An 18,391-nucleotide genomic window follows, 5' to 3' on the forward strand; every position below is an offset into this window, starting at 1 on the left:
AACGATGACACATCGCAGGCTTGTCATTGCCGGTACGGGAAGCGGTGTCGGCAAAACAACATTAACAATTGGAATCATGGCAGCATTGCGGCAGAAAGGCTATGCCGTTCAAGGCTTTAAATGCGGTCCGGATTATATTGATCCGACTTATCATACGGCGGTCACCGGAAGGCCGTCACGGAATTTAGACAGTTGGATGCTAAGTCACGAGCTGGTAAAAGAAATTGTCCGGCGCGGAAGCGAAGGGGCGGATATTTCGATTATTGAAGGAGTAATGGGGTTTTTTGATGGAAAAAAACCGACTAGTAATACAGGAACAACCGCAGAAATCAGCATCATTACAAAAAGTCCTGTTGTATTGATTGTCGATTGTTCCGGAATGGCGCGCAGTGCAGCAGCCATTGTAAAGGGATTTCAACAATTTGCAGAGGGTGTGAATCTTGTTGGCGTTATCGCCAATCGTGTTGGCAGCGAAGGACATTTTAAAATCATTAAAGCGGCTGTTGAGCAGGAATGCGGGATTCCTGTCATTGGTTTTCTTAAAAAGGATGATGCCCTCACCATCCCTGAACGCCATTTAGGTTTGGTTCCTTCTGTCGAGCGTGGCGAACTGAACGATTTTTTTGCCCGATTGGGTGAACTTGTATCAGAAACGATTGATATCGAGCAATTGCTTACGTTAGCGGAAGCACCAGAGCTGGATGGAAATCCATCTTTGTTTGTGAAAAAGGAACAACTTCATGTGCGTATTGCTGTTGCCAAAGACTCTGCATTTCATTTTTACTATCAAGAAAATCTCGAACTGTTAGAAGCATACGGGGCGGAAGTCGTGACATTTTCACCATTGAATGGAGAAGTGCTGCCTGAACAGATTGACGGTCTTTATATCGGCGGGGGATTTCCTGAAGAATTTGCAGAGCAGCTGGCAAAACAGCAAAAGGCAAAGGATTCTATAAAAACAGCCATCGAAAACGGACTGCCGACATTGGCAGAATGCGGGGGATTTATGTTTTTAACAGAAGCAATTGAAACAACGAATGGAAATCGCTATGAAATGGCCGGTGTGATTCCGGGAGTAGTGAAAATGCACAAGAAGCTGGCGGCACTTGGATATCGCGAAGTAAAAGGAGAAGACGGAAACTTTCTGCTTGCAGGAACCGCGGGGGCAAAAGGGCATGAATTTCATTATTCGACGTTTGAGCCGAAAAGCGATATTCCATATGCGTATGAAGTGAAGAGCTTACGCAGTACAAAAAAGGATGGCTATATGAAAAGAAATTTAGTTGCCGGATATATTCATTTCCATTTCGGCTCCTGTCCGAAAATGGTGGAAAACTGGATTGAGCAATGCAAGAAGGTGAAGAAACATGTCTAAGGCTCTTCCGATCATGTTTCAAGGCACTCATTCAGATGTTGGAAAAAGTGTGCTCACGACCGCATTTTGCCGCATTTTTGCGCAAAAAGGGTGGAAAACGGCTCCGTTTAAATCACAAAATATGTCGCTAAACTCGTATGTAACAGTCGATGGAAAAGAAATAGGCCGTGCTCAAGGAATTCAGGCGGAGGCAGCTGGAATTGCAGCGACAACCGATATGAACCCGATATTAATTAAGCCAAGCCGCGATAATGAAGCACAAATTGTCGTTCATGGCAAACCTTATAAAAATATGAAGGCTTTAGACTACCGCGGAGAATTTTTTTATACCGGACTTCAGTTGATTGAGCAGTCGCTGAATACATTAATGCGTACATATGACAGAGTTGTTATTGAAGGAGCGGGAAGTCCGGCGGAAGTGAACTTGAACGATCGCGAATTAGTAAATATGCGCGTTGCCCGGATGGCAAACGCTCCTGTTATTTTAATCGGCGATATTGAAAAAGGAGGAGTGTTTGCTAGTTTAGTAGGGACGCTGCAGTTACTTGAGGAAGAAGACCGTAAACGAATCATCGGGGTCATTATTAATAAATTCCGCGGTGATTTATCGCTTCTGAAGCCGGGATTGGATTGGTTTGAGCAATATACGGGTGTCCCTGTTCTTGGGGTTGTTCCTTACTTGCCAAATTTAAATATAGATATAGAAGATTCTATGGGGTTAAGTCGGTATACAACAAGTCCGAATAAAGAAAAAGACATCGACATCGCCGTTATTCAATACCCAAAGATTGCAAATTTTACAGATATCGATCCTTTCACGGTTGAACCGGATTGCCATGTTCGTTTCGTGACAAAGGCAGAGCAATTACAACAGCCGGATTTAATTATTTTGCCGGGAAGCAAAAATACGATTGAAGATTTTCTTTACTTAAAAGAAAGCGGACTTGCCGGGAAGCTGAAAGAGCTGCATGAAAAGCGGCAGTCTGTTATTATTGGCATTTGCGGTGGATATCAAATGCTTGGCTGTCAAGTTTCCGACCCCTTCCATATGGAAACGACCATTAAGCAAGTGAAAACGCTTGGATTATTGCCAATTTCAACAACAATTACGAAGGAAAAGACGACGGTGCTTTCGGAGGGAACGTTACACTTTGCTGGAAAAACAATGAAAGTGAAAGGCTATGAGATTCATATGGGGCAATCTGAATTAAGCGGCAAGTGTGAATCCTTAATTGAAATGCAGCACCGCAGGGAAGGATGTAAAACTCGTGATGAGCGGGTGATTGGTACGTATTTTCATGATATTTTTCATAATGATGAATTCCGGAAAACATTGTTAAATCATCTTCGTCAACAGAAAGGGCTGGCACCTATAAATGATCGCGTTTCTTTTCAGGCATTGCGCGAAGAAGCGTTTAATCGTTTAGCGAATCATGTAAAGCAATATGTAAACATCGATGTGATTGAAAAGAAAATGGTTGAATTTCAACAAAGGGGGGATAAGCAGTGATGAATGTATTGCAGGAAATCCCGGCTTTAAATAAAGAAATAGGAGACCAAGTACGTTCTTATATTAACCAGTTGACAAAGCCGGTTGGAAGTCTTGGGCGGCTAGAGGAAATCGCGATCGAATTGGCCGAAATGACGGCATCCCCTTTTCCAAGTGTTACTCCACCGGGTGTCATCGTTTTTGCGGCAGACCATGGTGTGGCTAAAGAAGGTGTGTCGGCTTATCCGCAAGAAGTCACAGCGCAAATGGTATTGAACTTTTTAAACGGTGGCGCCGCCATTAATGTGTTTAGCAGACAAATCGGAGCGAAATTTACTGTTGTTGATGTAGGGGTGGCAACGGATTTGAAAGGAGAAGGTTTAATAAGTAAAAAGGTGCGCTATGGTACGGAAAACTTTTGTGAAAAAGATGCGATGAGCATAGAAGAAGCAAAACAGGCGGTTGCCATTGGCTATGAGCAGGCGGAAGCAATGATAACCGGGGGAATCAAATGTTTAATTGTTGGAGAAATGGGAATTGCCAATACGACGGCAAGCAGCACGATCCTTGCGCTATTAAGCGGTAAAGAGATCGAGTCACTTGTCGGAAAAGGAACGGGGATTCCTGATGAAAAACTTGCCCATAAACGAGATGTCATTCAACGTGCTTTATCAGCCCGGAATCCGGATGTGAATGACCCATTGGATATTCTTTCAAAAGTGGGAGGATTAGAAATTGCCGCAATGGCCGGGGCGATGCTGGCAGGAGCCTCTCACCGCATACCGATTCTCGTTGATGGATTTATTTGTTCGGTAGCCGCGCTGATTGCGAAATTATTTAATCCTAGAGTAGTTGATTATATGATTCTTGGACATCGTTCGAAAGAGAGCGGGCATCAAGTGGCAATTGACATGTTAGGGAAACAACCATTGCTTGATTTAGGAATGCGTCTTGGAGAAGGAAGCGGGGCAGCGGTTGCTTTTCCGCTGTTACAGTTTGCGACCAAGATGTTAAGTGAGATGGCCACATTTTCGTCAGCACAAATTTCTAATCGACATGATCCGTCATTGTGAAGCAATGGAGAAAAGGGAGCGATAGATAGTGGAAAAGGGAAAAGTGTATTTAGTCGGAGCCGGTCCGGGAAATCCAAAACTGATTACATTATACGGAATGGAATGCATTCAAAAAGCCGATGTCATTGCATATGACAGATTAATAAGCAAAGAGCTGCTGCAATATGCCAAAAAAGACGCTGAGCTGATTTATTGCGGAAAAGAGCCAGGGAAGCATGCGCAGATTCAAGAGCAAATTCATCAACTTCTTGTTGAAAAAGCATTGCAGGGAAAAATTGTTACGAGGCTGAAAGGCGGAGATCCGTGCGTATTCGGCAGAGCGGGAGAAGAGGCGGAAGTGCTGGCAAAGCATCATATTCCGTTTGAGATTGTCCCGGGTGTTACAGCAGGAATTGCCGCCGCTGCATACGCAGGAATTCCCGTCACTCACCGTGAGTATGCTTCTGCTGTTACCATCGTTGCAGGGCATCGGAAAAAAGGAAAGGAACATATAAATTGGGAAGCTTTAGCAAAAGGAAGCGATACGATCGTTTTTTATATGGGCATAAGCAACCTGGATGACATATGTGAAAGTTTAATGGCCTATGGAAAAAGTCCTCACACACCAGTGGCGATTGTTGAATGGGGAACGACCAATGAACAGCGTACGGTCGTTGGCGATTTAGCGACAATTGTTGAAAAAGCTAAACAAGCGAACATTTCCTGTCCTGCAGTTGTTATTGTCGGACAAGTTGTGAAACTAAGGGAAAAAATAAACTGGTTTGTGGAACAATTTGAACCAGCTTATACGTAAAGGTGCGAGGAAAATGGATCATGTACGGGGATTCGTCATCGTCTATACAGGTAATGGGAAAGGAAAGACAACAGCGGCATTAGGCTTGGCGCTGCGGGCGGCGGGACATGGGAAAAAAGTATTAATCATTCAATTTATTAAATCACCGAACCGCATCTACGGTGAAAAGGTAATGTTTCAACAACTGGGAATTGAAATGCATCAAACAGGAGCAGGTTTTACATGGACAAAGACACCGGAAGAACATCGGGAAGCGCTGAAAAAAGCTTGGGCGCTTACGAAAGAGAAAGTGATGTCGGGGGATTATGATGTCGTGATTTTAGATGAGCTAAATAATGCTCTTGCTATTGAAAGATTTCCGATTGATGATGTTTTACCGTTTAATGAAGTGCTTGAGTTGATTCAAAAGCGGCCGAAAAAGATGCATTTAGTGATTACGGGAAGAGCGGCGAAACAAGAAATCATCGATTGCGCCGATTTGGTGACAGAAATGAAGCCGATTAAGCATTATTATGAACAAGGAATTGATGCGGTAGAAGGACTGGAGTTTTAATGAAAAACTCCCACCTCTTAAACCAGTGTGGGTGGGAGAGGTATATTTCATTATAGATTCATTCCTTGAATCTTCTAAATATTTGTAACGGATAGGCAATGCTTATCCATTCACAATCTTCCCGCCGTTGACATGGATCATCTGCCCTGTGATGTATGAGGAATCATCGCTGGCTAAAAACACATAGCTTGGGGCGACTTCTTCAGGCTGCCCCGGCCGCTTCATTGGCGTATTCGAGCCGAATGTGGCGACTTTTTCACTCGAAAAGGTAGATGGGATTAACGGTGTCCAAATCGGACCAGGAGCGACACCGTTAACACGAATTCCTTTTTGCGCAAGGGACTTTGCTAATGAGCGTGTGAAAGTAACAATCGCTCCTTTTGTTGCCGAATAATCAAGAAGCTGCTCATGACCTTCATATGCGGTGACGGAGGATGTATGAATAATCGAGCTCCCTTCTTTTAAATATGGAAGGGCTGCTTTTGTTAAATAGAAATAGCCAAACACGTTTGTGCGGAATGTTTTTTCAAGCTGGTGGGATGTAATATTAAGCAAGCTGTTTTGCGGGTGCTGCTCAGCTGCATTATTGACGAGAATATCAAGCTGACCGAACGCAGCAACGGTTTGTTTTACCGCTTCTTTACAAAAATGCTCGTCACCGATGTCCCCAGCGATAAGCAAACATTGCCGTCCTTCCTGCTCCACTTGCCTTTTCGTTTCTTCGGCATCTTCATGCTCGTTAAGGTAGATAATTGCTACATCAGCGCCTTCTTTTGCAAAGTAAATCGCCACTGCTCTGCCGATTCCGCTGTCTCCGCCGCTGATTAAAGCTATTTTATTTTTTAATTTCCCGCTTCCCCGATAGTTCGGATCCTCAGAAACCGGCTGCGGATTCATTTCCGTTTGTAATCCAGGCTGTTGAAGTTGATGCTGCGGCGGTAATGTGGTTGTCCGTTTATTTGCCATTTGCCTTTTCCTCCTGTAAAGTGTTCAGTGATTAGTTTTAGTATGGGGAATTTATGAAAAAATATAAAAAGCCGAAGCAAAATTCGCTTCGACTTTCTATAGAACGTTAAAATATCTCGCTTCCGGGTGGGCGAAAACAATCGCTGATACGGAGGCTTCCGGTTCCATCATAAATCCTTCTGTTAACTCAATGTCAATTTCTTCTGGCTGCAACAGGCGGAACAGTTTTTCTTGGTCCTCAAGGTTCGGACATGCCGGATAACCAAATGAAAACCGCTGCCCTTGATATTTCGCGGCAAATCGTTCCTGCATTGTCATGTCAGGGCTGTCCGGGAAGCCCCAGCGATCGCGCATAATTTGATGCACGCGTTCGGCTAATCCTTCAGCTGTTTCTAAAGCAAGTGCTTGAATTGCATGACTTCGTAAAAATTCTCCGTTTTCTTTCCATTGCTGCGCCAGCTCGCGAATACCTTTCCCAGCCGTTACGGCAAAAAATCCGACATAATCCAACTCTCCGCTTTCCACCGATTTAATATAATCAGCTAAGCAAAGGTAAGGCGCTTTTTGCTGCCGCGGAAATTCAAATGTTTCAATCACTGTTTTTTCATCAGCAGGAGAGTAAATATAAATTTTATTGCCATCGCTTTGCGCAGGGAAGAACTGATAAACGGCCGCTGGTGTAATCCATTGCTGTCTTTTCGCCTCCGACAGCAAATCATCAATAAGCTCCTTCAACATGACGGCTTTTTCATCGTTTGCTTCGAGCAATTCTTTTACTTTTCCTTTTAAGCCGAGATGATGGCCGAGAAGCATTTGCCAATTGATGTATGGCTCGATGTGAGATAGAGAAAAGTCTTTGATCACATGGCGTTCTAAGTCGTATGGCTTAAAAACGGGTACGGCCGTTGAAACATTCGACCTTGGAATAGCAGCGGCTTTTGCTGCCATATTTTCACTCGCTGTCCGTTGTTTCTGTTTAGAATATTCGATTTCACCTCGCTGCAAGCGGTTGGCGAGGGCCAGCCCGTCCATGGCGTCTTTCGCATATAAGACAATGCCGTCATATTCAGGGGCAATTTTATTTTCGGTAAATTTCCGCGATAGCGCTGCACCGCCGACTAAAATCGGAATGGAAATACCGGCTTGTTTTAAATCTTGAGCCGTTACGACCATTTGCTGTGCTGATTTTACCAGCAGGCCGGAAAGCCCGATGATATCCGGTTTTTCTAATTTTATTGCTTCAATCAATTGCTGCGGAGTCACTTTAATTCCTAAATCGACCACTTTAAATCCGTTGTTGCTTAAAATAATATCGACTAAGTTTTTGCCGATATCATGAACGTCTCCTTTTACGGTTGCAAGCAATACTTTGCCTTTCGAGCTGTCTTCCGTTTTTTCCATATACGGTTCTAAAAAAGCGACAGCCGCTTTCATAACTTCAGCGCTTTGCAACACTTCGGCAACGATTAATTGATTATCGTTAAATAATCTTCCGACTTCGTTCATTCCATCCATTAACGGACCATTGATGATTTGCAGCGGATCGGAATAGCGTTGCAGTGCTTGTTCTAAATCTTCAAATAACCCTTCTTTTGTTCCCTCTACAACATAGTTGGCGAGCCGTTCTTCAAGTGTTAACGTGATTTTTGGCTTTTTCGTTTCCTTCGTTTTATTGCGGTAAAAATCCGTAAACGTTGCCAATGTTTCATCAGTTGTGTTAAACAATAAGGCTTCGGCAAGTTTTACTTCTTCAGCGGGAATCGACGCGAATCGTTCCAGTTTTTCTGTATTCACAATCGCATAATCCAATCCGGCCTGTGTGCAATGGTATAGAAAAACAGAGTTCAACACTTCCCGGCCGGCAGGAGGCAATCCGAAGGAAACGTTACTTATGCCGAGAATCGTTAAACATTGCGGCAGTCTTTCTTTAATCAGGCGAATTCCTTCGATTGTTTCCTTTGCTGAACCAATATACTGCTCATCCCCTGTGCCGACCGGGAATACAAGCGGGTCAAAAATAATGTCTTGCGGAGCAATCCCATATTTGTTGACAAGTAAATCATAGGAACGAAGCGCGATTTCCAGCTTCCGTTCGGCTGTAATCGCCATTCCTTGTTCATCGATCGTTCCGACGACAACAGCCGCACCGTATTTTTTGATGAGAGGAACCACTTTTTCAAACCGTTCTTCGCCATCTTCCAGATTAATTGAGTTAATAATGGCTTTCCCTTGTGAATAGGAAAGGGCGCATTCAATCACTTGTTCGTCGGTTGAATCAATGACAAGCGGAACTTTCACTTTTTTCACGACTTGTTGAATAAACTTTTCCATATCCTCTTTTTCGTTCCGGTCAGGGTCAGCCAAGCAAATATCGATGACATGGGCGCCGTTTTTCACTTGGGCGCGGGCAATTTCCGCCGCTTCTTCATATTTTCCTTCGGCAATTAATCGTTTAAATTTTCGCGAACCGATGACGTTTGTCCGTTCGCCGACGAAAAGAGGACGCATTGTTTCATCATAAATGAGCGGATCGATGCCGGATACAACGTGTGTGTCAAAAGACGATGGAATCGGACGCGGCGGGATCCCTTTTACCGCTTCAGCAATCGCGCGAATATGCTCCGGTGTCGTGCCGCAGCAGCCGCCGACAATATTAAGCCAACCTTTTTCAGCAAACTGTCTCACTTTTTTTGCTAAAATGTCCGGCGCTTCATGATAATGGCCTTCTTCATCGGGCAATCCGGCATTCGGATAGCAGCTCACCGCTGTATTCGCAAGCGAGGAGAGGGTACGAAGATGGTCGGTCATAAACTCCGGTCCTGTTGCACAGTTTAAGCCGACAGCGATTGGTTTCATATGCTGAAGCGAAATAAAGAATGCTTCAATATTTTGCCCGGCAAGTGTCGTTCCCATCGGTTCAATCGTTCCTGAAACGATGAGAGGAACTTTTTTTCCTACTTTTTCAAAAGCGCGAGAAATCCCGATAAATCCCGCTTTCACATTCAGCATGTCTTGACAAGTTTCGAGAAGAAGGAGGTCTACTCCGCCAATGAGTAAACCGCGGGCTTGCTCTTCGTATGCTTCAATTAATTGTTCGAACGTAACTCCGCCTGTAACAGAAAGTGTTTTTGTCGTTGGTCCCATCGATCCGGCGACGAACCGCGGCCACTCTTGGGTGGAGTAGCGGTCGGCTGCTTTTCTCGCCAGTTTTGCCGATTGTACGTTCAGCTCAAAGGCGAGATGACCAAGTGCATATTCATCTAATACGATGTTTGTCGCCCCGAATGTGTTTGTTTCAATAATGTCGGCACCAGCTTTTAAATAGGCTTCGTGAATACGTTCAATGACATGAGGAGCGGTGAGCGACAAATATTCATTGCAGCCTTCGTATTGTTCTCCGCCAAAATCATCAGCGGTTAATTGAAAACTTTGAATCATTGTTCCCATCGCGCCGTCGATGACAAGAATTTTCTTTTGCAATTGTTGTTCCAATAGAGTACTAGCCATTGAAAATCTTCCTTTCTTGTGATGCTCTTTCTTTTTCATAAATATAATTAGCAAGTTCCACTGTCATCTCATAGCGCAAAAATGGCGTAATTAAGTAGATGCCATTAAACAACTCAAACGCTGCATCAATTAATGACTTGGCAATGGCGATTCCTTCGCGTGCCGATTGAATCGGGTCGTTTGCGCAGGCGGCCATTCGTGCCCGTATCTCGTCAGAAAGGGTAATTCCCGGCACTTCATGGTGAAGAAAGTCTGCATTACGCGCGCTTGTTAACGGCATAATTCCGATATAAATCGGAACGGACAAATGTTTTGTTGCTTCGTATACTTCTTCGATTTGTCGTTCAGAGTAAAGCGGCTGTGAGATGAAATAATGCGCACCGCAGCGAATTTTCTTTTCCAGCCGTTCAACTGCTTTATCAAGGTAGCGAACATTCGGATTAAATGCCGCTGCAATCGAAAAGTTTGTTTTTTCACCGAGAGGTTTGCCTGAATAAGATAAACCTTCGTTAAATTGACTAATTAATTGAATTAAATCAAATGATGATAAATCATAAACAGACGTAGCGCCAGGAAAATCGCCGATTTTCGACGGATCTCCTGTGACAGCAAGAACATCGGTAATGCCAAGCGTATGCAGGCCCATTAAATGCGACTGCAGGCCAATTAAATTGCGGTCGCGGCACGTAATATGAATCAAAGGGCGGAGGCCAAGCTGCTCTTTCAAGATCGTGCCCAGAGCTACATTGCTGATGCGCGGTGTTGCCAATGAATTATCAGCAAGTGTCAATGCATCAATTCCCGTTTCTTTTAGTGCTTTAGCTCCTTCTAAAAACTTTGCAATGCCGAGCTTTTTCGGCGGATCAAGTTCAACGATAACGGATCGTCTTTGTTTGACGATTTCATGTAAAGCCGGTTTTTTATTAGGAGCAGAAGCCTGCACAGAAACGACAATATTTCGCTCTTTTACTTTTTTTTCAGTGACCGGCTTTAATCCTTTTAATGCTTTCGCAATCGCTGCAATATGCTTTGGCGTCGTGCCGCAGCAGCCGCCGATTAAGCGGGCGCCTTGTTCGCGAAAAGCTAAGGCTGTTTCTTCAAAATAGCTTGGGTTTGTTTCATAGACAAGTCGTCCGTCACGATAATCCGGTAAACTTGCATTCGGATAGACGGATAGAAACGCTTTTTTCGGAAGCGGTACTTCTTCAAGCGAGCGAATCATATAATACGGCCCTAAGTGACAGTTCAGCCCGATTACATCAGCCCCCAATGCTTCAAGCCGGTCAAATGCATCAGCGAGGTGTGTTCCATCTTGCAGCACGCCTACTTCATGGAGAGTCACATGGGCAACGATCGGTTTGTCTGTTTCTTTTCTGGCAATAGGCAAAACCGTTAACAGTTCCTCTAAATCGTAATACGTTTCTAGTAAAAGCCCGTCAACATCTTCAGACAACAGGGCATATAACTGTTCGCGGAATGTGCGTTTCACTTCTTCAAGTGTAATCGCCGTTTTTTTTATGCTTCTTAAACCACCGATTGTTCCAAGTACGTAGGCGCGCCCTTTTGCGGCCTGCTTTGCGATGCGGACGGCGGCTTCGTTTATTTCTTTTACTTGCTCTTCCAAGCCGTAGCGGGCAAGCTTCACATAGTTGGCTCCATACGTATTTGTTTGAATGACGTTTGCTCCCGCTTCAATATAAGCTTTGTGTATATGCAAAATTTCTTCTTGCCGTGATAGATTTAATTCCTCAAAACAACTATCCACTCCGTGGGAATAAAGCAGCGTTCCCATCGCACCATCAGCAATTAAAATCTGCTGTGCTAAATCATCAAGAAATCCCAAATCTCTTCCCTCCGTTCCGTTGTAAAAATAAAAAAGCCTTCTAAGAAGAAGACTTTTTTATTTGCTCATTCCTCTTCTTATCTTCCAAGCGAAACGCTTGTCTGGATTTAGCACCTTGACTTCGAAAAGAGAAACAATTTGTGCTCTTAGGGAAACCGGTGTGTATAGGGGGCACAACAAGCAATTTTCATTGCTTCCGGTTTCCCTTAAGAGTTTTTTCGCTGAAGTCGGTTGCTGAGGGTTCGTCGGGCCAGTCCCTCCCCCTCTCTTGATAAGAAACTGCTATTTAGTTGTTACGAAATGATTTATATATAATTTAAATAATTTTTAGAAAATAATCAACTATTAATTTGCATAAAAAGGAGTCCGCGTTCAAAGGAAAAAGGAGGCTGACCTAAGCGGGATGTCAGACTCCGCCATACAACGTATAGGACATAATGGAATTTAGATAAATGATATGATTGTGGATGGCATGTGAGGTAAGACCATTATAAGTCCGCCTTTTTTGGTTTTAGCGATAGTTGACAAATTGAACATCAATCGGCAAGTCCGCTTCGCGAATCGCAGCAATGACTTTTTGTAAATCATCTTTGCTTTTGCCGCTGACGCGGATTTGGTCATCTTGAATTTGGCTTTTTACTTTTAAGCCGGTATTTTTAATAATGGTGTTAATTTTTTTCGCATTGTCTTTGTCGATGCCTTGGACAAGTTTGGCGCGCTGGCGGACCGTACCGCCGGAAGCGGGTTCAACTTTTCCGTATTGAATATTTTTCGTTGGCACGCCGCGCTTAATGAGTTTGCCGATGAGTACGTCTTTCAACTGCTCCAACTTAAATTCATCATCAGAAATGAGAACGAGTTCATCTTTTTCTAAAGAAATGCTGCTTTTGCTGCCTTTAAAGTCATAGCGGTTTTGAATTTCTTTCATTGCGATATTTATGGCATTTGTTACTTCAGACAAATCAACTTTGGATACAATATCAAATGAGCTTTCTTTTGACATTATGCTACCTCCGGAAAGTTTGGTCATTTGCCTCCATTATAGTAAAATATAGCATGCGAAACAACTTTTACAGAGTATGAAAAGAAAGAAGGAAGATTATGAATCCATTATTGCCTGGAAGTGTAGTTGCGTTAACTGTAAAGAAGTTAGCCCCGTTTGGGTATTGGCTGACAAATGGAAAAGAAGATGTATTTCTTCATAAAAAGGAAGCAGAAGAGCTTCAGTTAAATGATGAAGTAACTGTATTTTTATATCGTGATAATCGCGGACGATTAATAGCAACAGCAACGATTCCGACGATTACAAATGAACGCTATGGCTGGGTGGAAGTGGTTGAAGTTGTACCAAAGCTCGGTGTCTTTGTTGATATCGGTATTTCTAAAGACGTTCTTGTTTCTCTTGATGATTTGCCGCCGCTTGAAGAGCTTTGGCCGATGTGCGGCGATCAATTATACTGCTCATTAAAAACGGACAAGCGCGGCCGTTTGCTTGCGGATTTAGCTGCGGAAAAAGTGATGGAGGCAATCGCTGTTAAAGCAACGGAAGCGGAGTTTAACAAAAATATTCGCGGTCGTATTTACCGCTTAATCAAGGATGGCTCATTCATGATATCTGATGTCGGGTATCTCGGGTTTATTCACCACTCTCAACGCCGAAAAGAACCGCGCCTCGGTGAATTAGTCGAAGGCAGGATTATCGGGGTTAAAGAAGATGGGACCGTCAATGTTTCGTTATTGCCGCGCAAACATGAAAGCATTGATGAAGATGCAGGGAAAATTTATCAATATATGGAGAGCCGCGGCGGGGCAATGCCGTACAGTGATAAAAGCGACCCGGATGACATTAAAGCGCGTTTTCACATGAGCAAGGCCGCATTCAAACGGGCGTTAGGAAGATTGATGAAAGAAAATAAAGTATATCAAGAAGATGGATGGACATATTTTATGAAGAATAAATAAACAGATTATGAGGAGAACAACAATTAAAATGGCAGATAAAGCAGTCCCGTTAAACATGAAAACAACATAAAAAGCTGTCGTATAAGGGTCTGCCCCCTTACTGTATTGCGGGTTCAGACCCTTTATTTTTGAGACAGCCTTGCTTTTATAAATGGTCAGTTTTTTTCGAGTATTCGTATTTGCCTGCCTGGCGGTTTTTTTCACGAAGCATATTTTTTTCATGATGTTTTGCGTTGTTATCTCGCGGCTTTTTATCATTATCGCTCGTATGGGACATCGATTTGCCACTCCTTTATGCGTTGTATAGGAGTAGTTTTTCCGCCGTATGTATTTCTATGCTTCGATTTGTTTATTTAAGAAAAAGAGAGCGAGTGTCCCCGGTCCGGCGTGGGCACCGATGGCACCGCCAATCGGAAAAATGAGAAAGTCCGTGCAGCCAAATTTTTCTTCAATTTGTTTTTTTAATTCGAAAGCAGCTTCCTCATCATCTCCGTGACTGATGCCAATTGTTTGCTTTTGTAAATCGACTCCGCGTTCTTCCATTAGCTCAAGCATACGTTTAAATACTTTTTTGCGGCCGCGGATTTTTTCAAGCGGGATTAATTTTCCGTCTTCGACATGAAGAAGCGGTTTTATGTTCAATAGTCCGCCGACAAACGCAGAAGTTTTGCTGATTCGTCCGCCGCGTGCCAAAAATTCCAAGTCATCAACGGTAAAAATATGTTCCATATGGCGGCAATAGTCTGAAACCGTTTCACATAATTGCTCATACGGCATGCCTTTTTGCGCGAGTTTGGCCGCTTGAGCGACAACTAATCCTAAGCCGAGAGAGGCGCATTTTGAATCAATAATCGTTAGTTGAAAATCCGGATATTCTTCAAGCACTTCGGCGCGAATCATCATGGCCGTTTGGTATGTACCTGACAACTGGGAAGAAAACGCAATATAAATGCAAGGGCGCTTTTCTTTTGCGTATTGCGTAAACACTTCTTTCAGCTTTAATGGACTTGCCTGCGATGTTTTGGCGACTTGACCGCTTCTCATCGCATCGTATACTTGCTTTGGTTGAATTGTAACAAGGTCTTCATAATCCTGGTCATTTAAATGCACAATAAGCGGTATTAACGTAATGCCATGTTCTTGCAGAAAAGAGTATGGCAAATCACAGCCGCTGTCCGCTAAAATTTGAATCGACATGATGTTCACCTTCTTTCAAGTGTGATAAAATTCCTTCCGCTTTAGTTAAGTGTAACGATTATTTTGGAAAAATACAATTTTTAAAGTGATAAAACAGCTAGAGTAGAGCAACAGGAGGAAAATGATACGATTTGGATGTATGTAAAAAATTCACGATTGTATTAATTGGAGCGCTTCTAAATGCGGCTGCCATGAACTTGTTTCTTATCATGCTAAGCTTGTGCGAGGAATAACGACTGTTCCGGCAAGGGGAGCATTCTCCAATGAGGATAAAGATATGTTAATTATCGTTATGACATGATATGGATGATTTGATTTAGCGCGGATTATTAAGAAAGTAGATCCAAAAGCGTTCACGAATATTGTCCAGACAACAGAAGTGCTTGATTGTTTAGAAAAGATATTGGCTGACGTAACAAGAAACTGCCGCAACCAAAAAAGACAAGATGGGCGGCAGTTTCTTAGTTTAACATGTTCAGGTGATGGCGCTAATGTGTTATCTTATCAAGCTCTTCCTGAAATTGACGCAATTGCGCTTGCTCTGCTGTCGTTGAATTTGCATAAGCAGAGGAAAGCGCGTTTTTTGCTGTTTCAATGGCATGCCGCAAGTTGACAGGAGACTGTCCATTTGCCGCTTGTTTGGCCATCATGACTGCTTCACGCGCTTTTTGGAATAATGGATTTCCCATTGCTATGCGCCTCCAAGCGAAGATTCAACTGCTTGTTTTGCTTTGCGTTCCTCCGCTTCCGCATATGTCATATGGTAAGGGATTCGCTCATCATGTTTTTCAACAGTGTCTACACTTTGTTGAATGAAACGTTTGGACTTGCTGCGTTTACTCAAGATGCATTCCCCCTTAAAGAAATGAGAAAGCTGATTCATGACAAGGAGACATCCTTTCCAAATAGAAGCAGTCGGAGAGGTTTGTCGATCAGCTTTCATTGGTAGTGTAACCGTGCAGGCAATTTTTTAATGAAGGGAATGTTTAACTTAAAGGCTGCTTACAGCTTAAGCAGCGATTTTAGGTAAATACCGATTCCATCTTCCTCATTTGTCTTTGTCACATCGCGGGCGATTGCTTTTAGCGGTTCAATCGCATTGCCCATCGCAACGCCATAACCTGCCCATTCAATCATTTCTAAATCGTTGTCCTCATCGCCGAAGGCAATGACCTGCTCCCTCGGGATTTGATAATATTCCGCAATACGTTTAAGCCCTACCGCTTTATTCACCCCAGTGCGGACGATTTCAATGACATGCCATGGTGCAGCCCAGCGGCGATGGTCGATGAGATGGGCGTGCACCTCGGATAAATAGGTGCGAATTTCCTCTACATGTTCTTCATCAGCATGAATCAAAATACAAGTAGGGTCTTTTCGCAACATTTGCCGCAAATCACCGATTTGGACATGAGGATTTCCTAAATTAAAAATATCAAGCAATTGTTCATCATGCTCGTGGAAATAGACATCGTCCATAATTTCTGCCAAAATGTTTTTGACATTATATTTTTCGCTTACTTCAATAATTTCTTTCACCGTTTCTAAATGAAGAGGGGTATGGTACAAGCCCCAGCTGTCATCTTTGGGATGATGAACAAAAGCACCGTTAAAATTAACAATTGGAGTTGTCAGTCCAAGCTCCTCATAATACATTTTGCTGGCGCGATACGGCCGCCCCGTTGCAATCACGATGATGTGCCCGGCCTCTTTCGCTTTCAACAGCACTTCTTTTGTGTAAGGAGAAATCGTTTTATCGTCTTTTAATAATGTTCCATCTAAATCTAAAGCAATTAAATATTTTTCCATAACGACTCCTTTATATCATCATAATTTTTCTGATTTTAGTGTAACTCTTTTCCAAAATTTTTGTCCACATGTTAAACTAGCGTTAGAAAGGAAAAAAGGAGTTAGAGAATATGGTTGTCATTCAAAATGAGAAAATCGCTCATATTCCAGTTTTGCATGTGGTCAAGGAAGATAAACGGCAGGAAAAACTGCCGCTGATCATCTTTATTCACGGTTTTACAAGTGCGAAAGAGCATAATTTGCATTTTGGCTATTTGCTTGCGGAAGCAGGATATCGCGTCATTTTGCCTGATGCGCTTTATCATGGAGAACGCGGGGAAAAGATAACAGAGCAAGAATTACAATTTTCCTTTTGGAATATCGTATTAAATGAAATTGAAGAAATTGCGAAAATAAAAAATGAACTTGCTTTGCGCCATATAATCGATGAACAAAGAATCGGCTTAGCAGGCACATCGATGGGCGGGATTACAACATTTGGCGCGTTGACGCAATATCCTTGGATAAAAGCGGCCGTTTCGCTTATGGGAACACCTTGCTATGAAACATTTTTCCAGCTGCAAATCGACGAAATAAGAAAAAGGGGGCATCAGCTTCCTTTATCCGAAGAAGAGCTGCAGAAGGAAAAGGCGCGTCTTGCTGCTTATGACTTGTCATTGCAGCCGGAAAAGCTGAACGGCCGTCCGCTTTTCATTTGGCATGGACAGCTTGACCAAGTCGTGCCTTATCATTATACATATGAATTTTATGAAAAAATAAAACCTCTTTACGCACAAAACGAAGCGCATTTAAAATTCATTTCTGATGCGAAAGCAGGACATAAAGTAACAAGAGAAGCATTTTTAGAAACGGTGAAATGGTTTGAAAAATATGTATAAAGAGGAAAAAAGGGTATCCTAACAGCAATTTGTTGGATATCCTTTTTTGTTATTAATTATTGAAAACCGCTTGTATGGAACCGCATTTTCCATTTCTCGTTTATCATTTGTTTTAATGTCAAAACATTTTTACAAAAAAATTTCTTTTTCTAATCGTTCGACATCAATTAAGTAAAACCCATCATCATCAATGTCGATAAGCCCTTTCCGTTTCAGGTGGCTGAGTGTCCGGCTAATTGTTTCGCGCGATGTACCGATCATATTTGCTAACTCCCGGTTCGTAAAATGGGTCGTGAACCGGAAGTAACGTCCTTGTGGAACGGCATTCGTTTTCGTTAACCGCAAAAGGAGCATCACAATTTGTTCATACGTATTATGAAGAATTTGCTCTTCTAACCGATTTTGTAAGTCAATAATTTTTTCGCCCATGACGCGAAATAGTTTCATGCATAATTCCGGATAGCAAATGAGTGTTTGTTCAAAATCTGAGATTGGAATCGCAATTAATGTCGTTTCTTCGACGGCTTCTGCGTGTGCTGGATAAGCACCTTTTCGGAAAAAACCAGTATGTGGAAACATTTCTCCGGCTTGCAAGATAGAGACAATTTGTTCTTTTCCGTTCACATCTGTTTTATAAATTTTCACCGTCCCTGAATGAATGAAAAATACGCGCTCTAACGGGTCGCCTTGCATAAAGACAAACGTTCTTGGTTTATAGATGTGCACTTGTGAAATCGTCACAAGTGAATTTAGTTCATGATCGGATAATTCGCGAAAAAGTGGGACACTTTTTAATCTCGGTTTAATCCAATCATTTTTCATGTTTCCATCTCCCTTCTATTCCATTTTATGGTTCATCACCATAACTTGGGGTTGTTAATATAAAAATGAATATTTTTCCATGTATAGGTATAAAAAAAGCGAAAACTCTGGTATCGTAATTGTT

At 42.7% G+C, this 18,391-nt stretch carries 17 protein-coding genes, 1 pseudogene and 1 riboswitch; of the genes and pseudogenes, 8 read left to right on the forward strand and 10 right to left on the reverse strand.

Annotated elements, in window-relative coordinates; translation table 11 throughout:
• The first annotated feature begins 4 nt into the window (after positions 1-4).
• Genes B0I26_RS09515 through cobO form a run of 5 tightly spaced genes read left to right on the forward strand, consistent with a single transcriptional unit; the run spans position 5 to position 5,283 of the window.
• Positions 5-1,375: a cobyrinate a,c-diamide synthase gene (locus tag B0I26_RS09515; RefSeq protein ID WP_111645210.1), complete on the forward strand. Its 1,371-nt coding sequence runs from the start codon at positions 5-7 to the stop codon at positions 1,373-1,375.
• On the forward strand, positions 1,368-2,885 hold the full coding sequence (locus B0I26_RS09520; protein WP_111645211.1) for a cobyric acid synthase: 1,518 nt from the start codon (positions 1,368-1,370) through the stop codon (positions 2,883-2,885). Before B0I26_RS09515 ends, B0I26_RS09520 begins: the two co-directional genes overlap by 8 nt.
• Positions 2,885-3,937, forward strand: a complete 1,053-nt coding sequence (cobT, locus tag B0I26_RS09525; protein WP_111645212.1) for a nicotinate-nucleotide--dimethylbenzimidazole phosphoribosyltransferase — start codon at positions 2,885-2,887, stop codon at positions 3,935-3,937. The genes B0I26_RS09520 and cobT overlap by 1 nt, the downstream gene beginning before the upstream one ends.
• A gap of 28 nt (positions 3,938-3,965) precedes the next feature.
• Complete coding sequence (gene cobA, locus B0I26_RS09530; RefSeq protein ID WP_111645213.1) at positions 3,966-4,730, forward strand: uroporphyrinogen-III C-methyltransferase; 765 nt, start codon at positions 3,966-3,968, stop codon at positions 4,728-4,730.
• Between the two features lie 13 nt (positions 4,731-4,743).
• Positions 4,744-5,283, forward strand: coding sequence for a cob(I)yrinic acid a,c-diamide adenosyltransferase (cobO, locus tag B0I26_RS09535; protein ID WP_111645214.1), 540 nt, complete (start codon positions 4,744-4,746; stop codon positions 5,281-5,283).
• Positions 5,284-5,385: 102 nt separating this feature from the next.
• On the opposite strand, the gene B0I26_RS09540 is transcribed toward cobO, so the two are convergent.
• The 4 genes from B0I26_RS09540 to B0I26_RS09555 all read right to left on the reverse strand — a co-directional run bounded on the left by B0I26_RS09540 (position 5,386) and on the right by B0I26_RS09555 (position 12,602).
• Positions 5,386-6,249 carry an SDR family oxidoreductase gene (locus B0I26_RS09540; RefSeq protein WP_111645215.1) on the reverse strand — a complete coding sequence of 288 codons (864 nt, stop codon included), beginning with the start codon at positions 6,247-6,249 and terminating at the stop codon, positions 5,386-5,388.
• 96 nt (positions 6,250-6,345) lie between these two features.
• Positions 6,346-9,756, reverse strand: coding sequence for a methionine synthase (gene metH, locus B0I26_RS09545; protein WP_111645216.1), 3,411 nt, complete (start codon positions 9,754-9,756; stop codon positions 6,346-6,348).
• Positions 9,749-11,599 (reverse strand): bifunctional homocysteine S-methyltransferase/methylenetetrahydrofolate reductase, encoded by a 1,851-nt coding sequence (locus tag B0I26_RS09550; RefSeq protein ID WP_111645217.1) that lies wholly within the window; start codon positions 11,597-11,599, stop codon positions 9,749-9,751. The genes metH and B0I26_RS09550 overlap by 8 nt, the downstream gene beginning before the upstream one ends.
• Positions 11,600-11,673: 74 nt before the next feature.
• Positions 11,674-11,877, reverse strand: a riboswitch (SAM riboswitch).
• Between the two features lie 233 nt (positions 11,878-12,110).
• Positions 12,111-12,602, reverse strand: a complete 492-nt coding sequence (locus tag B0I26_RS09555; protein WP_111645218.1) for a YajQ family cyclic di-GMP-binding protein — start codon at positions 12,600-12,602, stop codon at positions 12,111-12,113.
• 98 nt (positions 12,603-12,700) lie between these two features.
• Here B0I26_RS09555 and B0I26_RS09560 point away from each other — a divergent pair, with 98 nt between their 5' ends.
• Entirely contained in the window at positions 12,701-13,561 is an 861-nt protein-coding gene (locus B0I26_RS09560; protein WP_111645219.1) for a CvfB family protein, read from the forward strand.
• A gap of 145 nt (positions 13,562-13,706) precedes the next feature.
• Here the strand turns inward: B0I26_RS09560 and B0I26_RS09565 are convergent, their stop codons facing one another.
• Together B0I26_RS09565 and B0I26_RS09570 are read right to left on the reverse strand one after the other, a co-directional pair.
• Complete coding sequence (locus tag B0I26_RS09565; protein WP_111645220.1) at positions 13,707-13,838, reverse strand: DUF3941 domain-containing protein; 132 nt, start codon at positions 13,836-13,838, stop codon at positions 13,707-13,709.
• Positions 13,839-13,894: 56 nt separating this feature from the next.
• Positions 13,895-14,758, reverse strand: coding sequence for a DegV family protein (locus B0I26_RS09570; protein ID WP_111645221.1), 864 nt, complete (start codon positions 14,756-14,758; stop codon positions 13,895-13,897).
• Between the two features lie 208 nt (positions 14,759-14,966).
• On the opposite strand from B0I26_RS09570, the pseudogene B0I26_RS09575 reads away from it, so the two are divergent.
• A pseudogene (locus tag B0I26_RS09575) lies at positions 14,967-15,169 on the forward strand (DUF2179 domain-containing protein); the annotation flags it as partial.
• 77 nt (positions 15,170-15,246) lie between these two features.
• Here the strand turns inward: B0I26_RS09575 and B0I26_RS09580 are convergent.
• From B0I26_RS09580 to B0I26_RS09585, 3 genes are all read right to left on the reverse strand, one after another.
• Positions 15,247-15,447: a DUF3813 domain-containing protein gene (locus tag B0I26_RS09580; protein ID WP_111645222.1), complete on the reverse strand. Its 201-nt coding sequence runs from the start codon at positions 15,445-15,447 to the stop codon at positions 15,247-15,249.
• Positions 15,448-15,449: 2 nt separating this feature from the next.
• Positions 15,450-15,602: a hypothetical protein gene (locus B0I26_RS18265; protein ID WP_181502817.1), complete on the reverse strand. Its 153-nt coding sequence runs from the start codon at positions 15,600-15,602 to the stop codon at positions 15,450-15,452.
• Between the two features lie 158 nt (positions 15,603-15,760).
• Entirely contained in the window at positions 15,761-16,567 is an 807-nt protein-coding gene (locus tag B0I26_RS09585) for a Cof-type HAD-IIB family hydrolase (RefSeq protein ID WP_111645223.1), read from the reverse strand.
• A gap of 110 nt (positions 16,568-16,677) precedes the next feature.
• On the opposite strand from B0I26_RS09585, the gene yjfP reads away from it, so the two are divergent.
• On the forward strand, positions 16,678-17,445 hold the full coding sequence (yjfP, locus tag B0I26_RS09590; protein ID WP_111645224.1) for an esterase: 768 nt from the start codon (positions 16,678-16,680) through the stop codon (positions 17,443-17,445).
• A gap of 129 nt (positions 17,446-17,574) precedes the next feature.
• Here the strand turns inward: yjfP and B0I26_RS09595 are convergent, their stop codons facing one another.
• The gene (locus tag B0I26_RS09595) at positions 17,575-18,267 is read right to left on the reverse strand and encodes a Crp/Fnr family transcriptional regulator (RefSeq protein ID WP_111645225.1); all 693 of its coding nucleotides are present in this window, start codon (positions 18,265-18,267) and stop codon (positions 17,575-17,577) included.
• Between the last annotated feature and the right edge of the window lie 124 nt (positions 18,268-18,391).

The organism is Paranoxybacillus vitaminiphilus, from assembly GCF_003259935.1.
Taxonomy (GTDB): Bacteria; Bacillota; Bacilli; order Bacillales; family Anoxybacillaceae; genus Paranoxybacillus; species Paranoxybacillus vitaminiphilus.

What these genes read in the sequence shown, in the direction of transcription:
- cobO (WP_111645214.1), top strand. Translation starts at nt 4,744, where the DNA reads ATGGATCATGTACGGGGATTCGTCATCGTCTATACAGGTAATGGGAAA.
- B0I26_RS09585 (WP_111645223.1), bottom strand. Translation starts at nt 16,567, where the DNA reads ATGGAAAAATATTTAATTGCTTTAGATTTAGATGGAACATTATTAAAA.
- B0I26_RS09515 (WP_111645210.1), top strand. Translation starts at nt 5, where the DNA reads ATGACACATCGCAGGCTTGTCATTGCCGGTACGGGAAGCGGTGTCGGC.
- metH (WP_111645216.1), bottom strand. Translation starts at nt 9,756, where the DNA reads ATGGCTAGTACTCTATTGGAACAACAATTGCAAAAGAAAATTCTTGTC.
- B0I26_RS09565 (WP_111645220.1), bottom strand. Translation starts at nt 13,838, where the DNA reads ATGTCCCATACGAGCGATAATGATAAAAAGCCGCGAGATAACAACGCA.
- yjfP (WP_111645224.1), top strand. Translation starts at nt 16,678, where the DNA reads ATGGTTGTCATTCAAAATGAGAAAATCGCTCATATTCCAGTTTTGCAT.
- B0I26_RS09570 (WP_111645221.1), bottom strand. Translation starts at nt 14,758, where the DNA reads ATGTCGATTCAAATTTTAGCGGACAGCGGCTGTGATTTGCCATACTCT.
- B0I26_RS09555 (WP_111645218.1), bottom strand. Translation starts at nt 12,602, where the DNA reads ATGTCAAAAGAAAGCTCATTTGATATTGTATCCAAAGTTGATTTGTCT.
- B0I26_RS09580 (WP_111645222.1), bottom strand. Translation starts at nt 15,447, where the DNA reads ATGGGAAATCCATTATTCCAAAAAGCGCGTGAAGCAGTCATGATGGCC.
- cobT (WP_111645212.1), top strand. Translation starts at nt 2,885, where the DNA reads ATGAATGTATTGCAGGAAATCCCGGCTTTAAATAAAGAAATAGGAGAC.
- B0I26_RS09520 (WP_111645211.1), top strand. Translation starts at nt 1,368, where the DNA reads ATGTCTAAGGCTCTTCCGATCATGTTTCAAGGCACTCATTCAGATGTT.
- B0I26_RS09560 (WP_111645219.1), top strand. Translation starts at nt 12,701, where the DNA reads ATGAATCCATTATTGCCTGGAAGTGTAGTTGCGTTAACTGTAAAGAAG.
- B0I26_RS09540 (WP_111645215.1), bottom strand. Translation starts at nt 6,249, where the DNA reads ATGGCAAATAAACGGACAACCACATTACCGCCGCAGCATCAACTTCAA.
- B0I26_RS09595 (WP_111645225.1), bottom strand. Translation starts at nt 18,267, where the DNA reads ATGAAAAATGATTGGATTAAACCGAGATTAAAAAGTGTCCCACTTTTT.